This is a genomic window from Fundidesulfovibrio magnetotacticus (assembly GCF_013019105.1).
Classification (GTDB): Bacteria; Desulfobacterota; Desulfovibrionia; order Desulfovibrionales; family Desulfovibrionaceae; genus Fundidesulfovibrio; species Fundidesulfovibrio magnetotacticus.
Map to the genome: position 1 here is coordinate 21,688 of NZ_BLTE01000003.1, position 25,487 is coordinate 47,174.

At 68.9% G+C, this 25,487-nt stretch carries 25 protein-coding genes; 12 read left to right on the forward strand and 13 right to left on the reverse strand.

What is annotated here, in order from left to right; translation table 11 throughout:
* Positions 1-45: 45 nt before the first annotated feature.
* Together NNJEOMEG_RS04465 and NNJEOMEG_RS04470 are read left to right on the forward strand one after the other, a co-directional pair.
* Positions 46-1,110 (forward strand): phosphotransacetylase family protein, encoded by a 1,065-nt coding sequence (locus NNJEOMEG_RS04465; protein ID WP_173081735.1) that lies wholly within the window; start codon positions 46-48, stop codon positions 1,108-1,110.
* A gap of 225 nt (positions 1,111-1,335) precedes the next feature.
* On the forward strand, positions 1,336-2,211 hold the full coding sequence (locus NNJEOMEG_RS04470) for a transporter substrate-binding domain-containing protein (protein ID WP_173081738.1): 876 nt from the start codon (positions 1,336-1,338) through the stop codon (positions 2,209-2,211).
* A 102-nt stretch (positions 2,212-2,313) separates the two neighbouring features.
* Here NNJEOMEG_RS04470 and NNJEOMEG_RS04475 read toward each other — a convergent pair whose 3' ends face one another.
* Positions 2,314-2,865, reverse strand: coding sequence for a hypothetical protein (locus tag NNJEOMEG_RS04475; protein ID WP_173081740.1), 552 nt, complete (start codon positions 2,863-2,865; stop codon positions 2,314-2,316).
* 507 nt (positions 2,866-3,372) lie between these two features.
* On the opposite strand from NNJEOMEG_RS04475, the gene NNJEOMEG_RS04480 reads away from it, so the two are divergent.
* Positions 3,373-4,254, forward strand: coding sequence for a hypothetical protein (locus NNJEOMEG_RS04480; protein WP_173081742.1), 882 nt, complete (start codon positions 3,373-3,375; stop codon positions 4,252-4,254).
* Between the two features lie 734 nt (positions 4,255-4,988).
* Here NNJEOMEG_RS04480 and rnhA read toward each other — a convergent pair.
* The 3 genes from rnhA to NNJEOMEG_RS04495 are packed head-to-tail and all read right to left on the reverse strand — an operon-like array spanning position 4,989 to position 6,620.
* The gene (gene rnhA, locus NNJEOMEG_RS04485; protein ID WP_173081744.1) at positions 4,989-5,465 is read right to left on the reverse strand and encodes a ribonuclease HI; all 477 of its coding nucleotides are present in this window, start codon (positions 5,463-5,465) and stop codon (positions 4,989-4,991) included.
* A complete protein-coding gene (locus NNJEOMEG_RS04490) occupies positions 5,452-5,946 on the reverse strand; it encodes a TPM domain-containing protein (protein ID WP_173081746.1) in 495 nt (164 codons plus the stop codon). Before NNJEOMEG_RS04490 ends, rnhA begins: the two co-directional genes overlap by 14 nt.
* Positions 5,943-6,620 (reverse strand): ABC transporter ATP-binding protein, encoded by a 678-nt coding sequence (locus NNJEOMEG_RS04495; protein WP_235956837.1) that lies wholly within the window; start codon positions 6,618-6,620, stop codon positions 5,943-5,945. Before NNJEOMEG_RS04495 ends, NNJEOMEG_RS04490 begins: the two co-directional genes overlap by 4 nt.
* A 61-nt stretch (positions 6,621-6,681) precedes the next feature.
* Between NNJEOMEG_RS04495 and NNJEOMEG_RS04500 the strand changes: the two genes are divergently transcribed.
* Positions 6,682-7,299, forward strand: coding sequence for an arylesterase (locus NNJEOMEG_RS04500; RefSeq protein ID WP_235956838.1), 618 nt, complete (start codon positions 6,682-6,684; stop codon positions 7,297-7,299).
* Between the two features lie 9 nt (positions 7,300-7,308).
* On the opposite strand, the gene NNJEOMEG_RS04505 is transcribed toward NNJEOMEG_RS04500, so the two are convergent.
* Genes NNJEOMEG_RS04505 through NNJEOMEG_RS04515 form a run of 3 tightly spaced genes read right to left on the reverse strand, consistent with a single transcriptional unit; the run spans position 7,309 to position 9,776 of the window.
* Positions 7,309-8,196, reverse strand: a complete 888-nt coding sequence (locus NNJEOMEG_RS04505; RefSeq protein WP_173081748.1) for a DMT family transporter — start codon at positions 8,194-8,196, stop codon at positions 7,309-7,311.
* Positions 8,197-8,218: 22 nt separating this feature from the next.
* Positions 8,219-9,097: a helix-turn-helix transcriptional regulator gene (locus NNJEOMEG_RS04510; RefSeq protein ID WP_173081750.1), complete on the reverse strand. Its 879-nt coding sequence runs from the start codon at positions 9,095-9,097 to the stop codon at positions 8,219-8,221.
* Entirely contained in the window at positions 9,087-9,776 is a 690-nt protein-coding gene (locus tag NNJEOMEG_RS04515; RefSeq protein ID WP_173081752.1) for an SOS response-associated peptidase, read from the reverse strand. The genes NNJEOMEG_RS04510 and NNJEOMEG_RS04515 overlap by 11 nt, the downstream gene beginning before the upstream one ends.
* Positions 9,777-9,877: 101 nt before the next feature.
* Between NNJEOMEG_RS04515 and NNJEOMEG_RS04520 the strand changes: the two genes are divergently transcribed.
* Positions 9,878-10,096: a Sec-independent protein translocase subunit TatA gene (locus NNJEOMEG_RS04520; RefSeq protein WP_173081754.1), complete on the forward strand. Its 219-nt coding sequence runs from the start codon at positions 9,878-9,880 to the stop codon at positions 10,094-10,096.
* Positions 10,097-10,114: 18 nt separating this feature from the next.
* The gene (locus tag NNJEOMEG_RS04525; protein ID WP_173081756.1) at positions 10,115-10,951 is read left to right on the forward strand and encodes a ribonuclease H-like domain-containing protein; all 837 of its coding nucleotides are present in this window, start codon (positions 10,115-10,117) and stop codon (positions 10,949-10,951) included.
* 159 nt (positions 10,952-11,110) lie between these two features.
* Here NNJEOMEG_RS04525 and NNJEOMEG_RS04530 read toward each other — a convergent pair whose 3' ends face one another.
* The gene (locus tag NNJEOMEG_RS04530; RefSeq protein ID WP_173081758.1) at positions 11,111-11,443 is read right to left on the reverse strand and encodes a hypothetical protein; all 333 of its coding nucleotides are present in this window, start codon (positions 11,441-11,443) and stop codon (positions 11,111-11,113) included.
* A 252-nt stretch (positions 11,444-11,695) separates the two neighbouring features.
* Here NNJEOMEG_RS04530 and NNJEOMEG_RS04535 point away from each other — a divergent pair, with 252 nt between their 5' ends.
* The 6 genes from NNJEOMEG_RS04535 (at position 11,696) to NNJEOMEG_RS04560 (ending at position 17,202) form a co-directional block, all read left to right on the forward strand.
* Entirely contained in the window at positions 11,696-13,084 is a 1,389-nt protein-coding gene (locus NNJEOMEG_RS04535; RefSeq protein WP_173081760.1) for an MBOAT family O-acyltransferase, read from the forward strand.
* A gap of 25 nt (positions 13,085-13,109) precedes the next feature.
* Positions 13,110-14,264, forward strand: coding sequence for a DUF459 domain-containing protein (locus NNJEOMEG_RS04540; RefSeq protein ID WP_173081762.1), 1,155 nt, complete (start codon positions 13,110-13,112; stop codon positions 14,262-14,264).
* A 51-nt stretch (positions 14,265-14,315) separates the two neighbouring features.
* On the forward strand, positions 14,316-15,182 hold the full coding sequence (locus tag NNJEOMEG_RS04545) for an SGNH/GDSL hydrolase family protein (RefSeq protein ID WP_173081764.1): 867 nt from the start codon (positions 14,316-14,318) through the stop codon (positions 15,180-15,182).
* 289 nt (positions 15,183-15,471) lie between these two features.
* Entirely contained in the window at positions 15,472-16,308 is an 837-nt protein-coding gene (locus tag NNJEOMEG_RS04550) for a hypothetical protein (RefSeq protein ID WP_173081765.1), read from the forward strand.
* A 21-nt stretch (positions 16,309-16,329) separates the two neighbouring features.
* The gene (locus NNJEOMEG_RS04555) at positions 16,330-16,971 is read left to right on the forward strand and encodes a tetratricopeptide repeat protein (protein ID WP_173081767.1); all 642 of its coding nucleotides are present in this window, start codon (positions 16,330-16,332) and stop codon (positions 16,969-16,971) included.
* Between the two features lie 3 nt (positions 16,972-16,974).
* Positions 16,975-17,202 (forward strand): hypothetical protein, encoded by a 228-nt coding sequence (locus NNJEOMEG_RS04560; protein WP_173081770.1) that lies wholly within the window; start codon positions 16,975-16,977, stop codon positions 17,200-17,202.
* Between the two features lie 143 nt (positions 17,203-17,345).
* On the opposite strand, the gene NNJEOMEG_RS04565 is transcribed toward NNJEOMEG_RS04560, so the two are convergent.
* The 5 genes from NNJEOMEG_RS04565 to gatA form a co-directional block, all read right to left on the reverse strand.
* Positions 17,346-19,064, reverse strand: a complete 1,719-nt coding sequence (locus NNJEOMEG_RS04565) for a diguanylate cyclase (RefSeq protein ID WP_173081772.1) — start codon at positions 19,062-19,064, stop codon at positions 17,346-17,348.
* 344 nt (positions 19,065-19,408) lie between these two features.
* Positions 19,409-20,728 carry a histone deacetylase family protein gene (locus NNJEOMEG_RS04570; protein ID WP_173081774.1) on the reverse strand — a complete coding sequence of 440 codons (1,320 nt, stop codon included), beginning with the start codon at positions 20,726-20,728 and terminating at the stop codon, positions 19,409-19,411.
* Positions 20,722-22,401, reverse strand: a complete 1,680-nt coding sequence (locus tag NNJEOMEG_RS04575) for a hydantoinase/oxoprolinase family protein (protein ID WP_173081776.1) — start codon at positions 22,399-22,401, stop codon at positions 20,722-20,724. The genes NNJEOMEG_RS04570 and NNJEOMEG_RS04575 overlap by 7 nt, the downstream gene beginning before the upstream one ends.
* A 59-nt stretch (positions 22,402-22,460) precedes the next feature.
* Positions 22,461-23,702, reverse strand: coding sequence for a NupC/NupG family nucleoside CNT transporter (locus NNJEOMEG_RS04580; RefSeq protein WP_173081778.1), 1,242 nt, complete (start codon positions 23,700-23,702; stop codon positions 22,461-22,463).
* A gap of 315 nt (positions 23,703-24,017) precedes the next feature.
* Positions 24,018-25,484 carry an Asp-tRNA(Asn)/Glu-tRNA(Gln) amidotransferase subunit GatA gene (gatA, locus tag NNJEOMEG_RS04585; protein WP_173081780.1) on the reverse strand — a complete coding sequence of 489 codons (1,467 nt, stop codon included), beginning with the start codon at positions 25,482-25,484 and terminating at the stop codon, positions 24,018-24,020.
* Between the last annotated feature and the right edge of the window lie 3 nt (positions 25,485-25,487).

Here is a 25,487-nt window from a genome sequence, read left to right on the forward strand (position 1 = left end):
GGATCGTCCCGGCGCTCAACATCTTGGCGGGTTTCGGAGGAAGCCATGGCTGGCATCTACGTTGGTTCCACGGCGGGGTATTCGGGCAAGAACATGGTCATCATGGGCCTTGGCCTGAAGTTCCAGAAGGAAGGCTACAACGTGGGCTACTACAAGCCCGTGGGGGCCATGCCCAAGGAAGTGGCCGGGAAACTGGGCGACGACGACGCCAATTTCGTGCAGGGCGTCCTGGGCCTGGAGGAAGATCCTGCCGAGGTCACCCCGGTGGTGGTCACGCAGGACTTCAAGGTCAAGGCCTTCTCGGGCCGCTGCGAAGACCTCATGGGCAAGATATCGGAGGGCTACGCCAAGCTCTCCAAGGGCAAGGACGTCACCCTCGTGGCGGGTTCGGGCTCCATGTACTCGGGCAAGTACTGCGGCGTGGACGGCGTCACCGTGGTCAAGAACCTGGGCATCCAGTCCATTGTCATCGACCGCTTCCAGAAAGAGCTCAACTACGACTACCTCGTGGTGCTCAAGGAAGCCCTGGGCGACAACCTCATGGGCGTGGTCTTGAACGACATCACCCCCAACTTCCTCGACGAGGTGGAAAACCTCATCGTGCCCTTCCTCAACCGCGCGGGCGTCAAGGTGCTGGGCGTCATCCCCAAGGACCCCCTCATGGGCGCCATCAAGGTGGCCGACCTGGCCGAGAAGCTCGGCGGCAAGGTGATCAGCGCCCAGCACAAGGCCGAGCGCATCGTGGAGAGCTTCCTCATCGGCACCATGCAGGTGGAGAACTTCCTCACCCACTTCCGCAAGAACAAGAACGCCGCCGTCATCGTGGGCGGCGACCGCTCCGACGTGCAGCTGGTGGCTCTGGAGGGCGACAGCCCCTGCCTGGTGCTCACCGGCAACCTCTACCCCAACGACATCATCCTCACCCGTTCCGAGGTGCTGGAGATTCCCATCATCGTGGTGCGCGACGACACCTTTTCCGTGGCCAAGAAGATGGAGACCATCCTCCAGCGCCACAAGCTGCGCGACATCATCAAGATCAAGCAGGGCGCGCAGCTGGTGAGCTCCAACATCGACTTCGAGCACATCAAGAAGAGCCTTGGCCTGAAATAGGCCGGGTTGCCCCGTCTCCGGGGCGGCCTGCCGGAAAGCCCCCCCGTGGCCGGACGCCGAGCGCCTCCGGTCCCGGGGGGCTTCGCGTCGGTCAGGGCGCCGCCCCGCGCGCGCAACGCCCCAGGCCCGCTCCGGCCGACCGGAACGCAGGGGCAATGTCGCAGGAATCGAAAGATTGGGCCGGAGGTTCTTGCCGGGGCGTCCGTTTCATTTTATGGGGACGGTATGATGCGCACCGCTGTTCTTTCGCTGCTCTTGTTCGCGTCCCTGGCCTTGGCCGGAGGCGCGCACGCGGAGCAGTTCACCTTCACGGTGCAATCCGACCTGCATCTGGAATTCGCCCGGGAGATCTGTCTTGAAGCCTTGAAGAAAGCGGGTGTGGACGCCCGGTTCGAGCCCTTCCCCGTTGCCCCCGAAAGGCGACTGGCCGCAGAAATGGCCTCCGGCAAACTCCATCTGGCCTTCCTCCCGCCCAGCGTGCAGCGCCTGCTCCCCGAGGGCTTCGCCTCCGTGGAGGATATCCGCATCCCCCTGGAGCGGGGGCTCCTGAGCTACAGGGTCTGCCTGCTGCGGGGCGCGGTCCCGGAACTCCTCAAGGACGTCAGGACCCTGGACGATCTGAAGCGCGTCACCGTGGGGCAGGGCTTCGGCTGGGGAGACGTGGACGTGTACAAGGCGGCGGGCGTTCCCGTGGTGGAGGTGCCCTTCACGTCGCCCTCCGATCCTCTACGCGCATTGGCCGCCGGGCACTTCGACGTGCTGCCGCTCGGGGCGGACGAGTACGCGGGGTTCCTGGACATTGCGCGGCAGGAGGGCTACGGCCTCGCGGCGGACCGGCATCTGGTCATCCACTATCCGTGGTATCGCTACGTCTGGGTCTCCAGAACCGCCCCGGACGCCGGGTTTTTGCTGGAAGCGCTGACCCGGGGGCTGGACATCGTGGCCGCCGACGGCTCCTTCGTGAGCATCTACGAGAAATACAAGGGACGTTTCGATCCGGCATCGCTCAGGGGCCGGACCGTCATCGACCTTCCGAGCCCCTACGCCCGGGAAGGCGACATCCCGCCACGCTACCGGCATCTGCTGATCGTCCCGCGTTAGAATCTGCCCGGCATCCTTTTCCCATCTGCCCCCGCGGCGTCCGCCGCCCTCTCCAAGGTTCCGCGGACGCCCTCCGCCACGAGGGAAATAGCCAGGCGTTGGCTAGGCCGACGTGGACGACGTGGACGAAACCGATGTGGTGAACGACGCTCCGCCGGAGCTGGAACTCGACGAACCCACCGAGATGCCCAGGCTCGACAGCACGCCGGACACGGCCGAGTCCATGGTGGCCATGGGGTTGGAGCCGTTGCCCGACCGGTACTTGAGCGCCGCGCTCTGGCCCATGGCCCCGCCTTCGCTGCCCGACGGAGGCGCGGGGGGCTCGAACGCGGGCATGGCGCCCGACTCGGCCGACTCCGCCCACTTGTCGGCCATCTCCTGAAGCGCGCTGGCCTCGTTGGAGTCCGTGGCTTCGGAGGCCTTCTTGGCCAGGGCCTCGGAGATGCCCTGCGCCGCTTGCTTGAACTTCTCGGGGTCCGATGCGGCCAGGTCCGAAAGGGCCTTCATCTGCTGCCCTCCCTTGGAGATCTTCGCCTCGTCGATGCCCTGGCCCTGGCTCATCAGCTCCGTTGCCGACGTGCTCTGGGTCTGCGTGGTCCCGGTGATCAGCGAGATCGTGGACGACTGGCTGGACGTCAATGCGGAAATGGACATGGCTTGCCTCCTTCCAAACAGGTTTTGACCCCCTGATCGGCCGGAGCAACGCCCGGTTTAGACCCCGAAAACACCACAAAATAATCTCACAACCCCTTATCATTCCAGACGAAAACAGTTAGGAATCCTACCCGTTCGCTTGTGCCGCCATTTCGGGCGTTTAGCCATCCCGAAAGGGAGTGGGGAATGCATGAATATCCAACAAATCGAAAAGGTTACAACATGAAAAAAACGTAATGGGGGCTGCGAGGCACTTCAACCACGCGGGCAATTCCTGCACGCCTCTTTGAAGTAGTAAATGTGTGTTATTACAGGATATGTTTTATGTTTCTGGTCGGCGTCGTCTTCCGAAAGTGCGTCTTGAGGAAAGGTTACACAGCTTAAATATGCAGAATAAAAAGGCTTAATTGGTGGGCAGCCCGGTACCGGACTTGCTCTCCCGCCTGCGACAAGCAACCCATGCCCGGACGGCAGAAACGTCCGGCCCGCCGCACTCCGGGAGGCGCCATGAGCATCGCAGGCATCAACAGCTCCAGCTCTTCGTACCAAGTCTACGGTGTCCAGGACATCTACGACACCCTGACCGCCGATCTGGCCCAGGACGGCAGCAGCACCAAATCCTCAAAGGATTCATCATCCCTCTCCCAGATGGGACAGATGATGAACCAACTCTTCAAGCTCTCCACCACGGACCAGGACGCCTTCAAGGAACTGGCCCAGCAGATCTCCGAGGAATACTCCGCCAAGGCCGAAAGCGCCTCCACCATCGAACAGAGCAGGATGTACTCTTCCATGTCCGCCCAGTTCGCCGAGGCCGCCTCCACCGGCAGCATGGAAAGCCTCAAGCCCCAGGGGCCGCCGCCCCCGCCGCCACAAAGCGACGACAGCTCCATGAGCGCCATCTCCAGCGCCATCTCTTCGGCCCTCTCCAACGCGGGCATCAGCACCGAGTCCACCGCCTCCTCCGGCCAGGACACCTTCGCCATGCTCATGGAACAGCTCGAATCGCTCCAGGAGAGCGACCCCGACACCTTCAAGGAAGTCACCGCGCAAATCGCCTCCTCCTTGACCGAACAGGCCGAATCCGCCACCAATCCCGGCGCGGCGCACATGCTCTCCGGCATGGCCGCCAACTTCGAAACGGCCGCCTCCACCGGCGATACCGACAGCCTCGCGCCGCAAGGACCGCCGCCGCCTCCGCCTCCGCCCGCCCAGGACATGGCCTCCAGCCAGTCCGGCTCCTTATCCTCGGACTCCACAAGACAGAACGAACAGCTTTACTCGCTGCTGCAAAGCATCCTCGCCGGCAGCTACTCGACCAGCACCAGCAACGACAGCCTCTTCAGCTATCTTACCTCCACCACGGGCTACTCCTCCTCGACAGCCTGATCGCACCCCCTCCGAACGATCCCCCAGGCGCGCCGCCCTCTCCCGGTTCCGCGCGCGCAAGGGTCGCCAGGGACGCCCCGGCAACGGGGCGTCCCTTCTTTGTGGCGAACGGCAGCATGCAACTCCCGGCCACGAGAACTGCTTCAGGTTGGCGGCCGGTGCGGTCGGTCGGAGGAATAGCCTCCGGCGGCCAAAGGGCTACGCCCTTTGGAATCCCTTATTGCTTCGCGGGCTTCACCGGGTAGGCCGGTGTGATAGGGGCGGGCAGCCCCCGGACGCCCGGACAGCAGCAGACACCCGCCGGGAACGCGCTCAAAGCAGCGCTTATCCCGGCGGACTGCCATCGTCGCAAGCGACAATGAACAAGGAATTATCATTTAAAACCCAAGAAAGGGAGCTTGCTCGAAACCTTGGCGCGAAGCGCCACGGCCCCCCGCGCGGGGATTCGCGGCTTTGCGCGAATTCCCGCGCGACAGGCGGCGCAGCCGCAAGGGTCTTGCCAGCCGGAGCCGGGCCTCTTCACGGGGAGAGCCTGCGGACCGATTTGAAGACGATCCGCAGGCTCTCCCCGCGAAGAGGCCCGGCTCCGGCAACACAGTCCTTCCCGGTGAAGCCCGCGAAGCAATCGCCGGGGTCCAGGGCGGAGCCCTGGCCGCCGGAGGCTTCTCCCGCGCCTGCCCTGCCCCACGGCTCCGCTGCGCCACGCGCCAGCGTCGGGCCTGGAGGGGTACTGCTCAGGGTTTGTAGCCTTCGTCCTTGGGGAGGCCGCGTTGTTGGGCGGCTTTGCGGGCGAGGGCGTCGCAGCGTTCGTTGAGGGGGTGCCCGGTATGGCCGCGCACCCATTCAAGGGTGACTTTGTGTTGCGCGAGCAGGGCGTCGAGGCGCATCCAGAGGTCGCGGTTTTTCACGTCGGTTTTGGCGGCGGTTTTCCAGCCGTTGCGTTTCCAGTTGGCGAGCCAGCGTTTTTCGATGGCGTCGCGCACGTACATGGAGTCGGTGACGACGCGCGCGCGGCAGGGCCGTGTGAGGGTTTCCAGGGCGGCGATGACGGCCAGGATTTCCATGCGGTTGTTGGTGGTGAGGGCGTAGCCCGCGGCGATTTCGCGTTCGTTGCCGCCCATGCTGAGGATGGCGCCGTAGCCGCCGGGTCCGGGGTTGCCGAGGCATGCGCCGTCGGTGTGGATGAGAACGGTGTCGTCAGTGTTGGTCACTCAGAGCCTCCATGATGGCCAGGACTGCGGCGTAGAGGCCTTCGGGCCAGGAGCCGTCGTCCAGGTAGGGGGCGAAGTAATCGGTTTGGAGGCTCCGGGCAAGTTCCGGCGGCAGGGCTTTGGCGAGCAGGGGGGGGAGTTGGACGGCGGCGGTCTTGCCGGTGGTGTCCAACCCGATGAAGAGGGAGGCGGGTCCGGGCGGCGGGGGGGAGAGGGGGCCGGGTCGGACCTGGATGCGCAGTTCGATGCCGTATGCCTGTTGGATGGCGCGCGCCGCTTCGCGCAGTGTGGCGAGGCGTTCGGGGGGGAGGGTGTTGGTGGTGTCGGAGATGGCTTCCTGGGCGGCGAGTCGGTCTGCCAGTCGTGCGAAGTGCCAGTTGAAGGCCCACAGCGTGCAGAGGACCACGGCGGCCATGAGCAGGATGCGCGTGGGGTTGAAGCGTCGGGAGGCGGAGGGCGGGTCGATGGAGTGGGGGGTCACGGCTGGTCCTGGATGACGCCGTCCTCCATGTGGGCCACGCGGTCGCAGCGTGCGGCGAGTCCCTGGTCGTGGGTGACGAGCACGAGGGTCGCGCCGGACTGGCGCACGAGGTCGAAGAGCATGTCGACCACTTTGAGCCCCGTGGCATGGTCGAGGTTGCCGGTGGGTTCGTCGGCCAGGATCAGGCGCGGCCCGGCGGCCAGGGCGCGGGCCAGGGCGACGCGCTGCTGCTCGCCGCCGGAGAGCTGTGCGGGGTAATGGTCGGCGCGGCGCGCGAGCCCCACGCGGTCGAGCGCCTGGCGGGCGCGGTCCGCGGCGTGGGGGTCGCGCGCGAATTCCAGGGGCAGTGCGGCGTTTTCCAGGGCTGTCATGGAGGGGGCCAGGTGGAAGCTCTGGAAGACGATGCCCACGTTGCGCAGGCGGAAGGCGGCGAGCTGGTCCTCGTCGAGGGGGGTGAGGTCCTGCCCGGCCACCTGGACCAGCCCGGAGGTGGCGCGTTCGAGCCCGGCCATGAGCATGAGCAGGGTGGTCTTGCCCGCGCCGGATGGCCCCACCACGGCGAGGCGTTCGCCCGCGCGGGCGCGCAGGCGCGCGCCGCGCAGGATGTTGACCGGCCCAGCCTGGCTTTGTAGGGTCATGTGCACGTCTTCGAGGACGATCATGTCGTTGTCCATGAGTCCATCATGGCATGGGCGACGCGGGGATGGCAACGTGGCGAACGGGATTTTGGGCCGAATGGCCCTGGTGTTGGCGGTGTTCCTGGGGGGGCTCATGGCGGAAGCGGTCCAGGCGCGGACGTTGCGCGTGGTGGCGCTGGGCGACAGCCTGACGGCGGGATTCGGGCTGGGTCCGTCGGAGTCTTTCCCGGCGGTGTTGCAGCGGGAGCTGCGCGCGCGCGGCCTCGACGTGGAGGTGGTGAACTTCGGCGTCTCGGGCGACACCACGGCGGGCGGCGTGGCCCGGGTGGGCGCGGCGCTGGCGGCGCGGCCGGACGCGCTGATCCTGGAGCTGGGGGCCAACGACGGCCTGCGCGGGTTCGACCCGGCCCTGGTGCGCGCCAACCTGGAGCGCATCCTGGCGGAGTGCCGCAAGGCGGGCGTGCCGGTGCTGCTGGCGGGCATGCGTGCGCTCCTGGGCATGGGGAAGCGCTACGGCGACGAGTTCGCGGCGGTGTTCGCGGACCTGGCCCGGGCGCAGGGGCTCGCGTTCTATCCCTTCTTCCTGGAGGGCGTGGCGGGCGACCCCGCGCTCAACCTCCCCGACGGCCTGCACCCCAACGCGCGCGGGGTGGAAGAGATCGTACGGCGCATGCTGCCGGTGGTGGAGGCCTTCCTGAAGGGGGCGCCTGCCTGATTCCGTCCGCTAGTTCCTCCGCAGGGTCCATATGCCGCCCAGCACCAGGGCGGCCCCGGCCAGCCGGGCGAGTCCTGGCGTCTCGCCCAGGAAGGCCCAGCCCATGAAGAGCGCCGCCACCGGGGGCAGGTAGGAGACGGCCGAGGCCCGCACCGCGCCCACGGCCCCTATCAATCCGTAGTAGACCACGTAGGCCGCGCCCGAGCCCACCGCGCCCAGCCCCACGGCAACGCAGGCCAGCAGCTCCCAGGAATCCGTCACGCGCGCCATGCCCTCCCAGCGGGCCAGCGGCGCGTAGAAGAGCGTGGCCAGAAGCATCTGAAGCGCGGCCAGGGAGAGGGCCGAGGCCCCGGGCCGCACGAGGAAGCGCCGGGCGTACACGAAGGCCACGGCGTAGCCGCAGGCCCCGGCCAGCATGTATCCGGCTCCGGCAAGCGAGCCGCGGGCCGCGCCGTTCCAGGGGGCCAGCACGCAGACCAGCCCCAGGAAGGAGACGCAAAGCCCCGCCAGGGCGGCGCGCGGCAAACGCTCCCGGGGCAGGGCCAGGGCGGCCAGCAGGGCGGTGAGCAGGGGCACGCAGCCCGAGAGCACGCCGGCCGTGCCCGCGTCGAGCAGGCGCGTGCCCTGCATGAAGCAGTGGAACGTGAGCACGTTGGCCGAAAGGGCCATGACGCAGGAGTGCCCCAGCAGGGCTGGCCGCCGGCGCACGGCGGCAAGGGCCGGGGCCAGGAAGGGGGCCAGCGCCGCCGCGCCGAAGGCCAGGCGCAGCCAGACGGCCTGGGAGGGCTCCAGCGCGGACAGTGCCGCCTTCATGAGCGGGAAGTTGGCCCCCCAGAGCAGGCCCAGCACGGCCAGCCAGGCATACGGAACGCGCGCGAAAGAGAGCGGAGCGGACATGAACGAATCCTCCTGATCGGTTTCAGGGGGACTCTGCCTCCGGGTGGGGATCGCGGTCTTGCAGGTTCTTGCTCTTTTGCCGGAACGCGCCCGGGGTGATGCCCACCACGGACTTGAAGCGGTTGGTCAGATGGCTCTGGTCCGCGAAGCCCGCGACGGCTGCCACCTGGGCGATGGGCTCCCCGGCGGCCAGGAGGCGCTTGGCCAGCCCGATGCGTCGGCCAAGCTGGTAGACGTGGGGAGGCATGCCCACCTGGGCCGTGAAGGAGCGCGCGAAGTGCCAGGGGCTGAGCCCCGCCACGGCGGCCAGCTCCTCCAGGCTCACGGCCCGTTCGGGGCAGGCGTGGAGCAGTTGGCGCGCGCGGTCCACGCCGTGGCGGTGGGGAGCGAAGCGCCGCACGGCGGCGCGCGGCGCGCCGTGGCGGGTGATGAGCGCGGCCAGCGCCGAGGCGAGCAGGCCCTGACGGGCGAGGGGAGTGGAGCAGCCGGAGTCCAGGGCGGCGTGCAGTGCCAGCAGGCGGCGGGTGACCACGGGGTCGTGGTGCACCAGATCGGGGAAGAAGGGGGCGTCCACGAGGCGTCCGGCCAGGTCGGAGGCCACGGCGGCCAGCACGCGGGGGTGCGGGTAGACCACGCGGTAGCTCCAGCCCTGCTCCATGGCGGCGTGGCCGGTGTGCGGCTCCTGGGGGTTCATGACGCAGGTGGTGCGCTCGGGCATCACCAGGTTGCCGCCCCGGTAGCGCACGCCCTGGGCCCCGGACTGGATCACCCCGATCACGAACTCCTCGTGGGCGTGGGTGGCGAAGCGGTGCTCCACGTAGGTGGCGTGGAGACACTCCAGGCCGTCCAGGTCCGGGTCGGTCCAGAAGCGCGCGCGGTCGCGAGGGGGCTCAGGGGTCAAGGAGCGAGCCCTCCGGCTCCCAGGGCTCCACGAGGTCCGGCCCTTCGGAGGCGGCGGCGTTCACGCGGGGGCTCACGCGTCGGCGGATCACGCCGGGCCAGTCGCGCGGGGCCAGGATCTCGGCCAGGCCGCGCGGGTCCTGGAGGGCGGGGTCCAGCCAGGCGTCGTCGTCGGCGGGCTCTAGGAGCACGGGCATGCGGTGGTGCGCGGGGGCGACCAGGGCGTTGGCCTCGCAGGTGAGCAGGGCCAGGGTGAGCAGGTGCTCGCCGCCGGGCAGCTCGCAGTGTTCCCAGAGCCCGGCCAGGGCCAGGGGCTGGCCGTCCCGGCGGGTGAAGAACCATGGCTGCCTGCGCCCGGGGGGGCCGCTCCATTCGTAGAATCCCTGGGCCGGGACCAGGCAGCGGCGGTGGCGCAGGGCGGCGCGGAAGGCGGGTTTTTGGGCGGCGGTTTCGGCGCGGGCGTTGATGAGCTTGCTGGCCATGGAAGCGTCCCTGGCCCAGAAGGGCACCAGCCCCCAGCGGTAAAGCCCGGCGGCGCGCCCGGCAGGGGAGGCGGTGACGGCCTCCACCAGCTGGCCCGGCGCGATGTTGAAGCGCTCCGGGGCATCGGGCAGCTCCGGGAGCTGGAAACGCTCGCGCACGAGGCGGCGGGGGATGCCCAGGGCGAAACGTCCGCACATGGGGGCTCGGCTCCGTGACGTTTTGGGGTTGCCAAAGGCCGGGGGGGAGCTTAGGTTCCCCGCACGGCAAACCAAGGGCGCTTCGGCGCGAGGAGATGCACATGGGCGCGTTCTCGATTTGGCATTGGATCGTGGTTTTGGCAATCGTTCTGCTGCTCTTCGGGCCGGGCCGCCTGGGCAACCTCGGGCGCGACCTGGGCAAGAGCATCAAGGAATTCAAGAGCGCCATGAACGACAAGGACATCACCCCCGAGAAGATCGAGTCCCAGCAGGGACAGACCGCCTCCACCGTGAACCAGTCCGAGAAGACCAAGGCCTAGCCCCCGGGTTCCTGGCCGATGCTGGGCCGCACCTTCTGCCACCTGCCCGGCGTCGGCCCCAAGAGCGAGGCCGGGCTCTGGAACGCGGGCGTCCGCTCCTGGGACGACGTGCTTTCGGGAGGCGAACTCCCGGTGAGCCCGGGCAAGGCTGAGCTCCTGCGCGAGGGGGTGCGCCGCTCCCGGGAGGCCCTGGAGGCCCAGGACGCCGACTGGTTCGCCGCGCGCCTGCGCACCGCCAATTCCTGGCGGCTTTTCCCCCATTTCCTGCCCCACGCGGGCTACCTGGACATCGAAACCGACGGCGAGCGAGACCCCGTGGTCACGGCCGTCGCCCTGCTGCATCAGGGCCGCCTGACCAGCTACGTGCACGGCCGCGACATGGACGCCCTGGAGCGAGATCTGGCCCGGGTGAAGGTGCTGGTGACCTTCAACGGCAAGTGCTTCGACGTGCCGGTGCTGGAGCGGGTGCTGGGCGTGCGCTGCCCGCGCGCCCACGTGGACCTGCGCTTCGTGCTGCGCGGGCTGGGGCAGGCCGGTGGGCTCAAAGCCTGCGAGAAACGCTATGGCATTTCGCGGCGCGAGCTCGACGGCGTGGACGGCTGGAGCGCCGTGCTCCTGTGGCGGCTGTGGGAGCGCACGGGCGACCCGAGGGTGCTGGAGACGCTTTTGGCCTACAACGCCGCCGACGTGCTCTCCCTGGAAGTGCTCCTGGCCCACGCCCTGGACGAGCTGTTCCTGGCCACGCCCTTCGCGGCGCGGCTCACCATGCCCATCCCGCCCATGGCGGAGAACCCCTTCACGCCTGATCCCGAGATCGTGGAGATGGTGCGCGGGGTGGCGCGCCATCCCTACTGATCCGGCCCGCCGCGTCGCCCCGCCCCGCCCCGCCGCCGTTCCGTCGATCCGGCGGTTCCTCGACCTCCCGCTCCGTCCGCACGACGGTTCGGGGTTCCCGCGGTCCCGGCGTCTCGCCGTCCCCGCCTGGACTGCGCGCAGGCCGCGCCCACGAAAAAACTACCAGTTCTTGTGGCGCTTCTCGAATTCGCTGAAGGCGTTGGACTTGTCGCGGTTGCGCTTCTTGAGGCCGTCCAGGAGCGAGTTGCCGATGTCCTCAAGATCGCTGGGAGTCAGGCGCGGCGGGGCGCTTTTGGGGCGCTGGGCGTCCTCGTAGGCCGGGGCTTGGGGGTCCTCGAAGCGGCTGGTCTGGGGCGGCTCGGCGTGCCGGTCGGCGGGCTCCTTCCGCACGTTGACGGTTTCTTTTTGCGGCGGGATGCCCTGGCGCATCAACCTGATTTCCTGAAGGATCTCTTTGTTGACGGCGAGAAGTTCTCGCAAAAGTTCTTCCACGGTGTAACCTCCGGGTCACGCGCCGGGGCACGTGGCGGTTGCCTTTTTCCGGGCGAGGGATATGATGGGCGCACGCGGTGATTCCACGGTGTCGACCCTCCCAGCGGCCCGGTCAACAGTCTGGAATCGTTGCCGAAGCAGTTCGTGTCGCGTCCCGCCCGGGTTGTCCGGGCGCACGGAGAGTGTAACAGCCAAGGGGCTCCGTCAAGCCCGTCCGCCAGGATCGCATCATGTCTTTCGCCACCGGCCGCCATGCAGCTCCTTAGCGTCGAATTCGCCGTCTTCTTCCTGGTCGTCCTGGCCCTGGCCTGGGCTGTCCGGACCCGTCCCGCAGCGTTCAGGTCCGTCCTGCTCGCGGCGTCCTACGTCTTCTACGCCGGTTTCCACGCGGGCTTCGCCGCGCTGCTGGCCGGCGTGAGCCTGCTCACATGGTGGGCGGGCCTGGCCCTGGCCGGCCCCTGGCAGGGCAGAGCGCGCACGGGCATCCTCACGGGCTACCTGGCCCTGGTGCTGGGCGAGCTGTGCGTCTTCAAATACTGGAACCTGGCCTCGGAACTGACGGGCCTTCTGCCGGAACTCTCCCTGGCGCTGCCCGTGGGCATTTCGTTCTTCACCTTCCAGGGCGTGGGCTACGTCATGGACGTCTACCGCCGCCCCGAAGAGGCGCAGCGCTCCGCCCTGGACGTGTTTCTCTTCATGGCCTTCTTCCCCACGCTGCTCTCGGGGCCCATCCTGCGCGCCAGGGACTTCATCCCCCAGTTGCGCTCCGGCGCGCCCGCCTGGACCGACGCCTCCCAGGCCTTCTGGCTCATCGTGCTGGGGCTCTTCAAGAAGGTGGCCCTCTCGAGCTACCTCTCCGAGCACGCCACGCGCCAGCTTTTCAGCGGCCCCGAGCACTTCTCCAGCCCCGGGGCTCTCCTGGGCGTGCTGGCCTACAGCGCCCAGATCTACTGCGACTTCTCCGGCTACTCCGACCTGGCCCAGGGCCTGGCCGGGCTCCTGGGCCTGCGCGCGCCCGACAACTTCAACCAGCCCTACAAGGCGCGCAACCTCCGCGAGTTCTGGCAGGGCTGGCACATCAGCCTCTCCACCTGGCTGCGCGACTACCTCTACATCCCCCTGGGCGGCAGCCGCTGCGCCCCGGCGCGGCGCAACCTGAACCTGCTGGTCACCATGGGCCTGGGCGGGCTCTGGCACGGGGCCGGGCTCAACTTTCTGGCCTGGGGCCTCTTGCACGGCGGGGGCCTCGTGGTCACCCACGCCTTTTCGGGCAGGCTCCCCACGCCGGGCACGCCCGCCGGGCGGCGTCTGGCCGACGCGGCCTGCTGGGCGGGAACCTTCGCCTTCGTCACCCTGGCCTGGGTGTTCTTCGCCGCGCCGGACTTCGACACCGCCGCGCGGGTGCTGGGGCGCATGGCCGCCCTGGACGGCTCCGGCCAGGGACCCACGGCCACCCTGGCGGTGGTGACGCTGGGCGTCATCGCCTACCAGGCCCTGCGCCTGGACTGGCTGCGCACCTGCCCCAGGCCCCTGGCCATGCTGCCCGCGCCCGCGCAGGCCGCCGCCCTGGGCTTCCTGGGGGCCTTGATCGTTCGCATGGGGCCCGACGGCATGCTGCCGTTCATTTATTTCTCCTTCTGACGCCAACCGACGAGGATCAACGCCCATGAAGGGTGGACGCATCGTGTGCACATACGCCCTGGCTCTGGCCGTGGGGCTTTTCGCGCAGTTCGACCGGGTGGCCCCCTGGCTCTCCGGACTCTTCGAGGGTTCGCCCCCCGCCGCCGTGGCCGACGCCGCGCGCCTGGGCGGGGACGTGCACCGCGTCCTGGGCCTGGAGCGCCTGGGACTGGCCCTGGACTGCTCCACCTCCGGGCTCTTCGAGGGCACCTACAAGAACACCTACCGCTGCGACCGCGCCCTGCTGGCTGCGGACGACTGCCTCTTCCCGGCTCCGGCCCGGGCCGCCGCTCCGGCGCCCGAGGCCCCTGCCGCCGAGGCCGAGCCCGCCCCGGTCCAGGAGGCGGCACTCGCGCCCGGCGGCCCCGGCGAGGCCGCCCCTCCGGCCGCCCAGCCCGGGGCGGTGCGCCCGGCCGAGGCGCAGCGTCCGGCCCAGCCCAAGCTCGTGCCGCCCTTCAACGTGCTGGTGGCCGGGGACTCCCTGGCCATCGCCCTGTCCGTGAGCATGGAGCGCGTGCTCAAAGGCTTCGACGGCCTGACCATGATAGCCAAAGGCAAGGTGGCCAGCGGCCTGCAGAACCCCCAATACTACAACTGGGAACAAGCCACCCGCCAGTTCCTGGCCGAGTACGACCCCAAGCTCGTGGTCTTCATGATGGGGGCCAACGACGCCAAGTACCTCTCCTTGGAGGCCGACGCCCCCGAGCCCACGGCCGTGGGCGACAAGCGCCGCCAGGTCTACGAGGCGCGGCTGGCCCGGATGCTGGCCCTGCTCGACGAGCGCGGCGTGCGCCACTACTGGATCGGCATGCCCGTCATGGGCGACCCGGACCTCTCGGCCAAGAGCCGCGCCCTCAACGCCATCCTGCGCGCGGCATGCCAGGCCTCGGCCCACGGCCACTACCTGGACACCTGGACACTCCTGGCCGGGCCCGAGGGCGAATACGCCCAGCACCTGCGCGACGCGGCCGGCCAGCGCGTGCGCGTGCGCGAGGGCGACAAGATTCACTTCGCCCCGGCCGGTGGCGACATCATCGTGCGGGCCTTCCTCAAAGAGGCCGGCGAGGACGTGGACCTCAAGCCCAAGGGGCAGAAAGAGGTGGCCCAGGCCCCCGGACAGGAAGGCGTGCAGGTCCGCTGAGCGCTCCCGCCCCTTGACGGCGACCCCGTTCTGGGGCCAAACGGAGCAGTTATGCGTTCATCGACCACGACCCGCAGAATCCTCCTCGCACTGGCCCTCCTCTTCGTGAGCGGCTGCGCGGGGATCGGCGGCGAAGGCTCCGCCCTCGCCAAGGCCGGCCGCAAGTCCCAGGCGTTCGCCCTGCTGGAGCGGCCCAACCTCTCCCCCAAGGACCTCTTCGCGCCCCGCGCGCCCCTGCGCCACGTCCAGTGTCTGGCCGTGGTGGGCGATTCGCTCTCCATCAGCCTGGCCTCCGAGCTGGAGAAAAGCCTCGCGGAAAAGCCCGGGCTGGCCTTCGTCCGCCTGGGCAAGGTCTCCTCCGGGCTGGCCCGGCCCGACTTCTTCGACTGGGACCGCCACATGGAAGACGTGGCCCGCCGCTACCGGCCAGACGCGGTGGCCATCATGATCGGCGCCAACGACAACAAGCACCTGCGACAGCCCGACGGGTCCCAGATCACCTACGGAACGCCCCAGTGGGACAAGGACTACGCCGCCCGCGTGCGGCGTCTGGTGGAGATCGCCCGGCGGCACAACCCGCAGGCCGTCATCTTCTGGATGGGCGCGCCCGTCATGGCCGACGGCGCGCTCTCGGGCGACCTGCGCCACATCAACGCCCTGGTGCGCAAAACCCTGACCTCCCTGCCGGACTGCCACTACGTGGACACTTGGCAGCTCTTTTCGGCACCGGACGGCAGCTTCGTCTTCTCCAAGGACGACGTGGAGGGCGGGGCCACCCTGCGCGCCCGCGACGGCGTGCACATGACCCAGGCCGGCGCGCAGGCGCTGGCCGGACGCGCCCTCCTGGCCCTGCAGTCCCGGCTGGTGTTGGGGCCGCCCGTGCCCGCCGCCGTGCCGGTGGCGGCCAGCACCCTGTAGCCCGGCGTCCCCCGGCGAGGGAGGCCCGGATCGTACGGAGAACCCGCCATCGCGCCTTCTTGTCCGGGCAGGCGACGCATCGCCTGCCCCAGAGCGGCCCGAATCCCGGCGGCCGCCCGACGAGGGCGCGACGGCTCGACCACGGCTCGCGGATGCGGGAAGCGCGGCGCAACGCGTCGCCGCCGCCCGCGCGACGCGAAGGCGAACACATCCAAAGCCTCTTGCAGGGGCCTGAGCACGGCGCATCCCCGGTGCGCGCGCCGCGCGGCAGGGCCAAGGGAGTCGCTCCATGGCGCGTAGAATCATCCTGACGGTGCTGGCCGCCCTCCTGGCGGCGGGGCCGGTCCAGGCCAGGCTGGTCAAGGAGATGCAGGTCACCCGCACGGGCAAGATCGGCATCGCCCAGGACGGACCGGTCACGGTCTATCAACTGCAGCTGGAAAACAACAAACTCGTGGTCATAGGCGACCGCGAGTTCTTCCCCCCGGCCACACGGGCCGCCCTTGAACAGGCCCTGGAGCGCAAGCTCACCGTGGAGATCGCCGGGCATCTGCTCATCTTCAACGACCAGAACCCCGTCTTCGCCCTGCCCCTGGGACGCCTGGAGGTGAAAGGCCTCGACGCCGGCCCCCGCGCCCCGCAGCCCCAGGCGCAGACCGAAAGCCAGGGCGACGCCGCCCGCTTCCAGGAGGCCGCCCTCAAGTCTCCGGCCATTCCCGGGCTGGGCAAGGTCCTGGAGAGCTATCCCTTCTTCTCCGCACGCTCCTGGAAGGTGCTGGAGCCGGGAAAGGCCGAGTTCCGGGGCGAAATCGACCTGACGAGCATCACCGAACTGGACAGCCAGTACGTCTCCAGGCTGCGCTCCAAGGACCTGCGCGACACCTTCAAGTCCCTGGCCTTCGTGGCCGTGTGCTCCCTGCGCCCCGACGGCGGCGTGGACTGCCCCGCCCCGGCCGTGGAGGCCGTGCTCCAGGACGGAACCAAGGACCGCCTGGTCTGGAAGGACCCCCCAGGCTACTACTGGGACCGCATCGCCAAGAACCGCAAGATCAAGGTGGACTATTTCCTGTCCAAGGCGGCCCTCAACCCCAAATACGGCAAGGGCATGACCCCCGAGGCCCAGTAGGCCGCCGTTTCCGGAGCGACTGTGAAGAAGACGAACAAGAGCGTCCAGGCCTCGCCGGCCATGGTGCGCAAGCAGACGGCGACCGTGTTGTGCGTGGCCCTGTTCCTGGCCGGGGTGTTCATGGGCTGGCAGGGCGCGGTGTCCATGTTCGCCCAGCAGGCCGCGCCCCCGGCGGGCATGCCCCCCAGGCCCGCCGCCGAGGCCCCGGCCCAGCAGGGCCAGCAGGGCAACCCCATGGCCTCCCCCGTGATGGCCCAGGCCCGCGCCCTGGAGGAGAAGGCCGCCAAGAACCCCAACGACGCCGCCGTGTGGGCGGAACTGGGCAACGTCTACTTCGACGTGGGCTTCGCGGAGCGCGCCGTGGGGGCCTATCAGAAGTCCCTTGCGCTCAAGCCCGGCCAGCCCGACGTCTGGACCGACATGGGCGTGATGCAGCGCGAGATGCGCCAGATCGACGACGCCCTGGCCTCCTTCCGCCAGGCCCTGGAGATGGACCCCAAGCACCAGCTGGCCCGGCTCAACACCGGCATCGTGCTGCTCTTCGACAAGAAGGACAAGGACGGAGCGGCCAAGGCCTGGAAGGAGCTCCTGGCCATCAACCCGCAGGCGCGCATGCCCGACGGCAAGTCCGTGGCGGACGCTCTGCGCGAGCTGGGGCAGTAGCGCGTGGCGGCGGCAAGCGCCCGGGAAGCGGACGGCCGCGCCGGGGAGCGCTGCTGCCGCTGCCGTTTCTTCTTCTTCATGGACATGCGCGCGGCCATGGGGCGCTGCCTCAACGTGCGCATGGCCTGGCCCTTCTCCGAACGCGGCCGCAACTATCCGGCCGTGGGCCGCGACTTCTCCTGCCGCCTCTGGGAGCCCCGCGGCGAGCGTTGCCCGGGTCTTGAGCTGTAGCGTCAGGGACGCGAAGCTGGAAACCAAGGCGTGACTTCCGGCATGAAGAGTCAATTGTTCCAGCGATTTGTTTTGCGCGATCGGAACGACGATCCCTGCCTGCGCTGCATGAGCGCCGCGTTGCCGGGGCCGATGCAGCGGGCTCAGCCCTCGCGCACGCAGTTGCGCCCGGCGCGCTTGGCCTCGTAGAGCCCGGCGTCGGCGCGGCGCATCATGTCCTCGGCCGAATGGTCCGTCTCCCGCCAGGTGGAGAACCCAACGGAGACCGTTACGCGCACCGTGCCGGCCCGGGTGGTGGCCACCAGGCTCTCCACGAAGCGGCGCAGCCGTTCGGCCACGGCGCGAGCGTCCCCGGTGGCGGTCTGGGGCAGCAGCACCCCGAACTCCTCGCCGCCCAGGCGTCCCAGGACATCAGTGGCGCGCAGGGCCTCGGCGCAGGACTGGGCCACGGCCTTGAGCACCTCGTCGCCCACGTCGTGGCCCAACGAGTCGTTGATGTGCTTGAAATGGTCGATGTCCATCATGAGGAAGGACAGGGGCTGGGCGTAGCGCGCCGCGCGCGCGTGCTCCTCGGCGCAGCGCTCCAAAAGACGCCTGCGGTTGGCCATGCCCGTGAGCGAGTCGGTGGTCGCCAGCACCTCCAAACGTTTCACCAGTTCCTCCAACTGGTGCTGCGCCACTTTGAGCTCCGATACGTCGAAAACCAACACGTAGAACCCTCGCACACGGCCTGCATCCTCATCCGGGATGTAATGCACGAGCGTGTGTCCAACGCTCCCGTCGGAACGCACGAGTGTGCGCTCAAACTGCTGTGGTTCGCCTCGCAGCGCCGCGAGGATGTATCGCTCGTTTTTACTGTAGAGTTTTCCGCCCAGAAGCTCCCGGATATGAATGCCAAGCATCTGCTCGGGAGAACGGCCGAACCAGTTCCGATAGGCGGGATTCGCGTATCGGCAGCGCAGGCCGTTGTCCCAGTAGCCCACCATGCCGGGGATGTTATCGGTGAGGGTGCGCAGGAAGTGTTCGCTTTGCACCAGGGCCTGTGCCGCGCTTTCCCGCAAGCGGTCGTACTGGCGGCGGCTGCGCTGGTACAGGGCGAGGCCCATGCTGGATGCCAGGGCGAGCAGCCCGAAAGCCCCTCCGTAGCGGATCACGGAAGTGCGCCATCCCGCCAGGATGACCTCGGGGTCGCGCGCGACGGCCACCACCAGCGGATGGCTCAGATTCAGGGCCGGGGGCGAGATGGTCTGGAAGGCCACAAGTTCCCGCTTGCCTGTGGCAAGCATGATGTCCAGGAACACGCTTTTACGGCCCCCGCTTGCCAAATGTCGCGAGAACAGCGTGTCGGGGCGTTCCAGGCCGCGACCGTCCGTTTCGGGCAGATGAGGCGCTGTGAGGAACACCGTCCCCTGGCCGTGCACCAGCATGGCCCACATGTCCGGGGCGTGGAGCATCGAATCCAGCAGGGGGGAGAAATAGGCCGGGTCCAGGGTGGCGGCGATCACCCCGATGAAGCGCCCCTGGGCGTCGTCGATGCGCAGCGACACGGTAATCACCCAGTCCCCCTGGGTGGACCGGTAGGGCCGGGAGACGTGGAGCGTCTCCGGTGAGGGGTCCAGCGCGGTGCGTCGGAAGTAGTCGCGGCCGCCGAAGTTCTGGCCCAGGAGTTTCGGGTCGTTGACGGCCTGGACCATCCCCCCGGCGTCGAACAGGAGGATGTCGCGCACGCCGGGAAGCGCGCCCACGAGGATCTTGAAGCGGCTGTCGGCGTCCTCCCGGAGCCTGCCGGAGGCCCATTCCGACCGCAATTCGTAGAGGACCGAATGCAGGGCGACCAGTTCCGTCGCCACGACCTGTTTCACGACTTGCGCCTGGTTTTTCAGGCGGTCTTTTTCCGTGGCCAGGAGGTTCCTGTGGTCCTTGTAGAGATTATGGACGATCAGCGTCGCGAAGGCCGTGAGGCCCAGGAGAAGCGCGAACCAGCGCCATGCATAGGAAACTTTGTAAAACGGCCCGTGCGCGCCCGCTTGTGGCGGGACGCGGAAGGGAGCCAACCCCGGAGGGGCGCCGTCCGGAGAATAATCGGGGACCATGCTCTGCCAAGTGTAGATCAGGCCGAGCCGCCAGGTCCAGAGAAAGGCTCAGGAACGGGCTGGATGTCAGTGCCGGTCGAAGGCTTCCCGTCCGGTTTGGTGCAGCAGCGGCGCTAGATCAGCACGCGCTTCACGGCCCGGCCGGGGCGGTCCACCAGCATGGCCCGGCGGTAGTTGCGGGAGCGCTGGCCGGTCTCGAACTCCTCGTGGCCGCGCTCGCGGCAGGCGTCGCAGGCCCCCGGGGGGATCTGCACGCCCAGGCACAGGGGGCCGGAGTCGGCACGGCTCTCGATGGACACCACACCGGAACAGTCCGGGCACAGGAGCACCTTCTCGCGCTGGCGCTCGAAGATTGCGTCGGTGTCGTAGTGGACCTCCTTCTCGCGCACGAACCATTCGCCCTCGGCCTTGCCGTGTTTGGGCATGGCGGGCGGGTCCAGGAAATAGCTCATGAGCTGGTCGGAGAGGGAGAGGGTGTAGTCGGTGATGCGCTGTTCCTGCTTCACGCGCTCGGGGTCGTACTGGGGCTCCACCACGCCCGAGGCGTCGATGCCGGCCATGGCCAGGCAGATGCCCAGGTTCACGTAGGGCAGCGCGCCCTGGATGGAGTAGCCGCCCTCCAGCACCGCGATGTCCGCGCCCAGCCTGCGCGTGAGCTCCGCGTAGCCCTGGGCCGTGAAGTTCATGTTGGTGATGGGGTCGGAGAAGTGATTGTCCTGCCCGGCGGAGTTGATGACGATCTCGGGCCTGAAGCGCTCGATGAGCGGCAGCACCACATGGTCGAGCATGTGCAGGATGCCCTGGTCGCCGGTGCCGGGCAGCAGCGGGATGTTGCAGGTGCTCCCCATGGCCGTGGGGCCGCCCAGCTCGTAGGGAAAGCCGGACCCGGGATAGATGGTGCGCCCGTCCTGGTGCAGGGAGATGAAGAGCACGTCCGGGTCGTGCCAGTAGACGTCCTGGGTGCCGTCGCCGTGGTGGCAGTCCGTGTCCACGATGGCGATGCGGCGCACGCCGTAGCGTTCGCGCAGGGTTTCCACCATCACGGCTTCCACGTTCACGGTGCAGAAGCCGCGCGTGCCGTGCACCACCTTCATGGCGTGGTGGCCCGGGGGGCGCACCAGGGCGAAGGCCCGTCGCGCCTCGCGCTCCATCACCAGCCTGGCGGCGCGCATGGCCCCGCCCGCGCTCACCAGATGGGAGCTGGTGAGCACCTCCTCCACGCCGGGGAAGGTGAAGTGGGCCAGGTCCACGTCGTGGGCCAGGGCCACGTCGGGCTTGTATTCGCGCACGCCGGGGATGTCGAAGAGGCCTTCCTCGCGCAGTTGGTCCTGGGTGTAGAGCAGGCGCTCCTGGCGCTCGGGGTGCGTGGGGCTGATGGCCCAGTCGTAGGCCGGAAAGAAGACCACGCCCAGGGTGTCGGCGGCTTTCAGCATGGTTGCCTCACGGCCTCGCGGTAGCCGGGCAGCACGCCGGGCTTCACCTGGCACTTCACGCGGATGGAGCGGCCCACCAGCTCGCCGTCCTCCACCATGTTGAAGCTCTGGGCCTCCAGGGTTTCCACCAGGGCCTCGGGGTCGGCCACGCCCAGCTGGTTGAGGTAGTCGCCCAGGCGCTGGGCCGCGTCGGCCTGGGCCTCGTCCAGCGAATAGGTGCGGGGAACGTCCTGCTCCACGTCCAGGCCGGGGATGAGCATGCGCCCGCGCTGGGTGTCCGCGAAGAGTTCCGCCGAGAGCGTGGGCCGCGAGAGCGCCGCGCCGATGGCGTTGGCCACCGCGTAGCCCTCGGGCACCACCACCTCCTCCGGGAACACCTCGGACAAAAGCCCCTCCAGGGCCTTGGCCGGGCCGCCCATCACGTACACCCGCGACGGGGCGACCCGCTTGCCCTCCAGAAGTTCGTAGATGGTGTACACGGGGCGGTCGTTCACGGCGCGCGTCAGTTCGATCACGGCCGCGCGGATGCTCGTCACCGCCGCCAGGGCCGCGTCCTGGGCCAGGGTCTCCCCGTCCATGCCGTTGGCCCGGGCCAGCTCGTTCACGCCCCGGCGAGAGGCCGACACGTCGCCCAGTTCCGCCCTGCCCAGCACGTTGAGCGCGTCCGTGAGCGTGGGCCGCTCCCCCCCCTCGGCCATGGACGGGCCAAGCCTGCGCGGCCCGACGCGCACCTGGCCTTCCAGCACCGAGAGCGCCGAATCGCCGCCCACGCCGATGGAGCGCGTCTTGAGCGCGCGCACCAGCGTGGGACGCCCCGAGATCACCGCGCCGTCGGGCTCGATGAGCGGCGCGCCCTCGGCGAAGAGCGCGATGTCCGTGGTGGTGCCGCCGATGTCCAGGATCACCGAGTCTTCCGCGATGTCGCACACGGCGATGATGCCCATCACCGATGCCGCCGGACCCGAAAGGATGGACTCCACCGGGAACGAGCGCGACACCGAAAGCGGCATGGTGCCCCCGTCGGCCTTGAGGATGTTCACCTGGCCCATGAGCCCGAAATCGAGCGCCGCGCGCTGCACCGCGTCCGCGAAGCGGTTGAACACGCGCCACACCGAGGCGTTGCAGGCCGCCGTGTGGATGCGCCGGGGAAAGCCCAGCTGGCCGGAAAACTCGTGGCCGCAGCTCACGAAGTCGGCCTGGGGGTGCACCACCGCGCGCAGCGATTCCTCGAATTCGGGATTGCGGGGGGAGAACTTGCTCACGCAGGCGTAGACGCTCACGTGGGCGGCCTTGCAGCGCGCCGCGTGCTCCCGGGCCCGGGCCTCGTCCAGGGGGCGGGTGACGCGGCCCCGGTGGTCGGTGCAGCCGGGGATCACGGCGTAGTGCTCGCCCACGGCGTAGGCCCGGGCGTCGATGCCGGGCCCCGCGGACACGAACACGCCCACGGGCTCCGTGAGCCCCTCCACGATGGCGTTGGTGGATAACGTGGTGGAAAGATTGAGCCGCGAGATGGCCTTGGCCCCGGCCTTGGCCGCGATGGCCGTGAGCACCTCGCGGATGGAGCGCATCAAATCGCCGTGATGGGTCTTGGCCTTGGCCCAGGCCAGCAAGCCCTTCCTGCACACCAGCACGGCGTCCGTGTGCGTGCCCCCCACGTCGATGCCCATGAGCATTGGTGACCTCTACCACGTTCGGACGGCGAACACCATCGCCAAGTCGCTCCCTTGGCGGCCTAGGAGAAGAGCACCCCCACCACCGCGCCCGTCATGAGCGAGGCGATCACGCCAGCCGCCAGCGCCCGCATGCACAACGACGCCACCTGCGCCCGGCGCTCCGGCATGAGCGAACCCATCCCGCCGATGATGATGCCCACGCTGCCCAGGTTGGCGAAGCTGCACATGGCGTACGCCAGAATCAGCCGCGTGCGCTCCGACAGGGCCTCCCGGGGCAGGTTCGCCATCTGGAAAAAGGCGATGAACTCGTTCAGCACCACCTTCACGCCCAGCAGGCTCCCCGCCGTGTGCGCCTCGGCCCAGGGAATCCCCAGCAGCCAGGCCGCCGGGGCCATCACCCAGCCCAGCATCCGCTCCAGGGTGAGCGGCGCGCCCAGCACGTCCGGGCAGAAACCCATCAGAATGTTCACCAGCTTCACCAGCGCGATCATGGCGATGAGCATGGCCAGGATGTTCAGATACAGCTGCATGCCGTCCCACGCGCCCTTGGCCACCGCGTCCATGGCTCCCGCCGCCTGGGAGCGGGGCATCTCCCGGCCCAGGGTGGGCTTCTCGCGCTCGGGCAGCATCACCGCCGCCACCGCCAGCGCCGCCGGGGCGTGGATCACCGAGGCCGTGAGGATGTGCCCCAGCGAATCCGGGATCACGCTTCCCAGCACCCCGGCGTAGAGCATGAGCATGGTGCCCGCGATGCACGAAAGCCCCGTGGCCATCAGCGCGAAGAGTTCGCTCTCGGTAAGCCGCGTCAGGTACGGGCGGATCAAGAGCGGAGCCTCGATCATCCCCAGGAAGATCGTGCCCGCCGCGCCCACGCCCAACGCGCCGCCGATGCCCATGGTCTTGCCCAGCACCCAGGAAAAACCCCGCACCACGCGCGGCAGGATGCCCCAGTGGTACAAGAGCCCCGCCAGCGCCGCGATCACGATCACCAGCGGCAGGGCCTGGAACGCCAGGATGAAGCTTCCTCCCGGCTTCAACTCCGAAAACGGCACCGCGCCGCCGCCCAGATACCCGAACACGAACGTCGTGCCCTCGCGCGTGGCGTCCTCCATGGCCAGCACCACGCGGTTGAGCGCCATGAACAGGCCCTTGAACGCCGAAACCTTGAGCATCAGCCCCGCGATGGCGAACTGCAGCGCCACGCCGCCCAGAAGCATGCGCCACGGCATGCGGGAGCGGTCGCGACTCAGGAGCCAGGCGATGAAGACCAGGACGACGAGGCCGAAGACGCTTTGCAGCATGGATCACTCCTGAGTGCGCATCCGGAACGAGGACAACGTACAAGCGGGGATTCGCGGCTTTGCGCGAATTCCCGCGCTACAGGCGGCGCAGCCGCAAGGGTCTTGCCAGCCGGTCCCGGTGCTGTTCGCGGGGAGACCAGGCGGACCGATTTGAAGACGATCCACCTGATCTCCCCGCGAACAGCACCGGGACCGGCAACGCAGTCGTATCCGGTGAAGCCCGCGAAGCGGAGAGGGAGTGCAGAGGGCGTAGCCCTTTGCCCGCCGGAGGCATATTCCGGCTGTTCCTTCTTCCTCTTCCTGCTTCCCGCCTGTCTACGCCACGCCTGCCGGGGTCCCCACGTCGCCCACCGCGCCGTAGAGCGCGTTCGCCGCGCCCAGGATGGTCCCTTCTTCCCAGGCCTTGCCGAAGAGTTGCAGGCCCACGGGCAGCGCCGAGTCTTCCCCCAGGCCCACGGGCAGGGAGAGTCCGGGCAGTCCCGAGAGGTTGAGGGAGATGGTGAAGATGTCGGCCAGGTACATCTGGAGCGGGTCGCCGGTTTTTTCGCCCAGCCCGAAGGCGGTGAAGGGCGAGGTGGGTCCGGCGATCACGTCGCAGTGCGCGAAGGCGTCGAGGAAGTCCTGGCGGATGAGGCGGCGGACCTGGGCGGCCTTGCGGTAGTAGGCGTCGTAGTAGCCGGCGGAGAGCACGTAGGTGCCCAGGACGATGCGGCGTTGGACTTCCTCGCCGAAGCCGTGGGAGCGCGAGAGTTCGTAGAGGTCCTTGAGGTCTTTGGCCCCGGGGTGGCGGTAGCCGTAGCGCACGCCGTCGAAGCGGGCGAGGTTGGAGCTCGCTTCGGCCATGGCCACGATGTAGTAGGTGGCGATGGCGTAGCGGGTGTGGGGCAGCTTGACGGGCACGAGGGTCGCGCCCAGGGAGCGGGCTGCGTCCATGGCGTCGTCGCAGGCCTTGCGCACCTCGGGGGTGAGGCCTTCGCCCCAGTATTCCTCGGGCATGCCGATGCGCAGCCCGGCGAGGTCCTTGCGGGCTTTGGTCTCGGCGGCGAAGTCCGGGACGGGGCGCGGGGCGCAGGTGGAGTCCTTGGGGTCGTGCCCGGCCATGGCCTGGAGGACGATGGCGCAGTCCAGCGGGGTGCGGGCCAGGGGGCCGATCTGGTCGAGGCTGGAGCCGTAGGCCACGAGTCCGTAGCGGGAGACGCGCCCGTAGGTGGGCTTGATGCCGGTGACGCCGCAGAAGGAGGCGGGCAGGCGGATGGAGCCGCCGGTGTCGGTGCCCAGGGCGGCGAAGCACTGGCGGGCGGCCACGGTTGCGCCGGAGCCGCCGCTGGAGCCGCCGGGGACCTTGAAGGGGTTCCAGGGGTTGCGGGTGGGCTTGAAGGCGGAGTTTTCGGTGGAGGAGCCCATGGCGAACTCGTCCATGTTGGCCTTGCCCAGGATGACGGCGCCGTGGGCCTTGAGGCGTTCGACGCTGGTGGCGTCGTAGAAGGGCGTGAAGTTTTCCAGAATCTTGGAGGCGCAGGTGGTGGGCACGCCCTTGGTGCAGAGGGCGTCCTTGACGGCCATGGGCACGCCCCAGAGGGCCTTGGCGGGGTCTGGTCCCTGGCGGTCGAGGGCGGCGGCGGTCTCCAGGGCCTGTTCGGCCTGGAGGGAGAGCAGGGCGTCCACGGTGGGCTCGGTGGCCTGGATGCGTTCGAGGCATGCCTCGGTGGCCTGGACGGCGGTGATGTCGCGGGCGGCGAGGCGGTGGCGCAACTCGTCGAGTGTGAGGTCGGTGATGCTCATGGG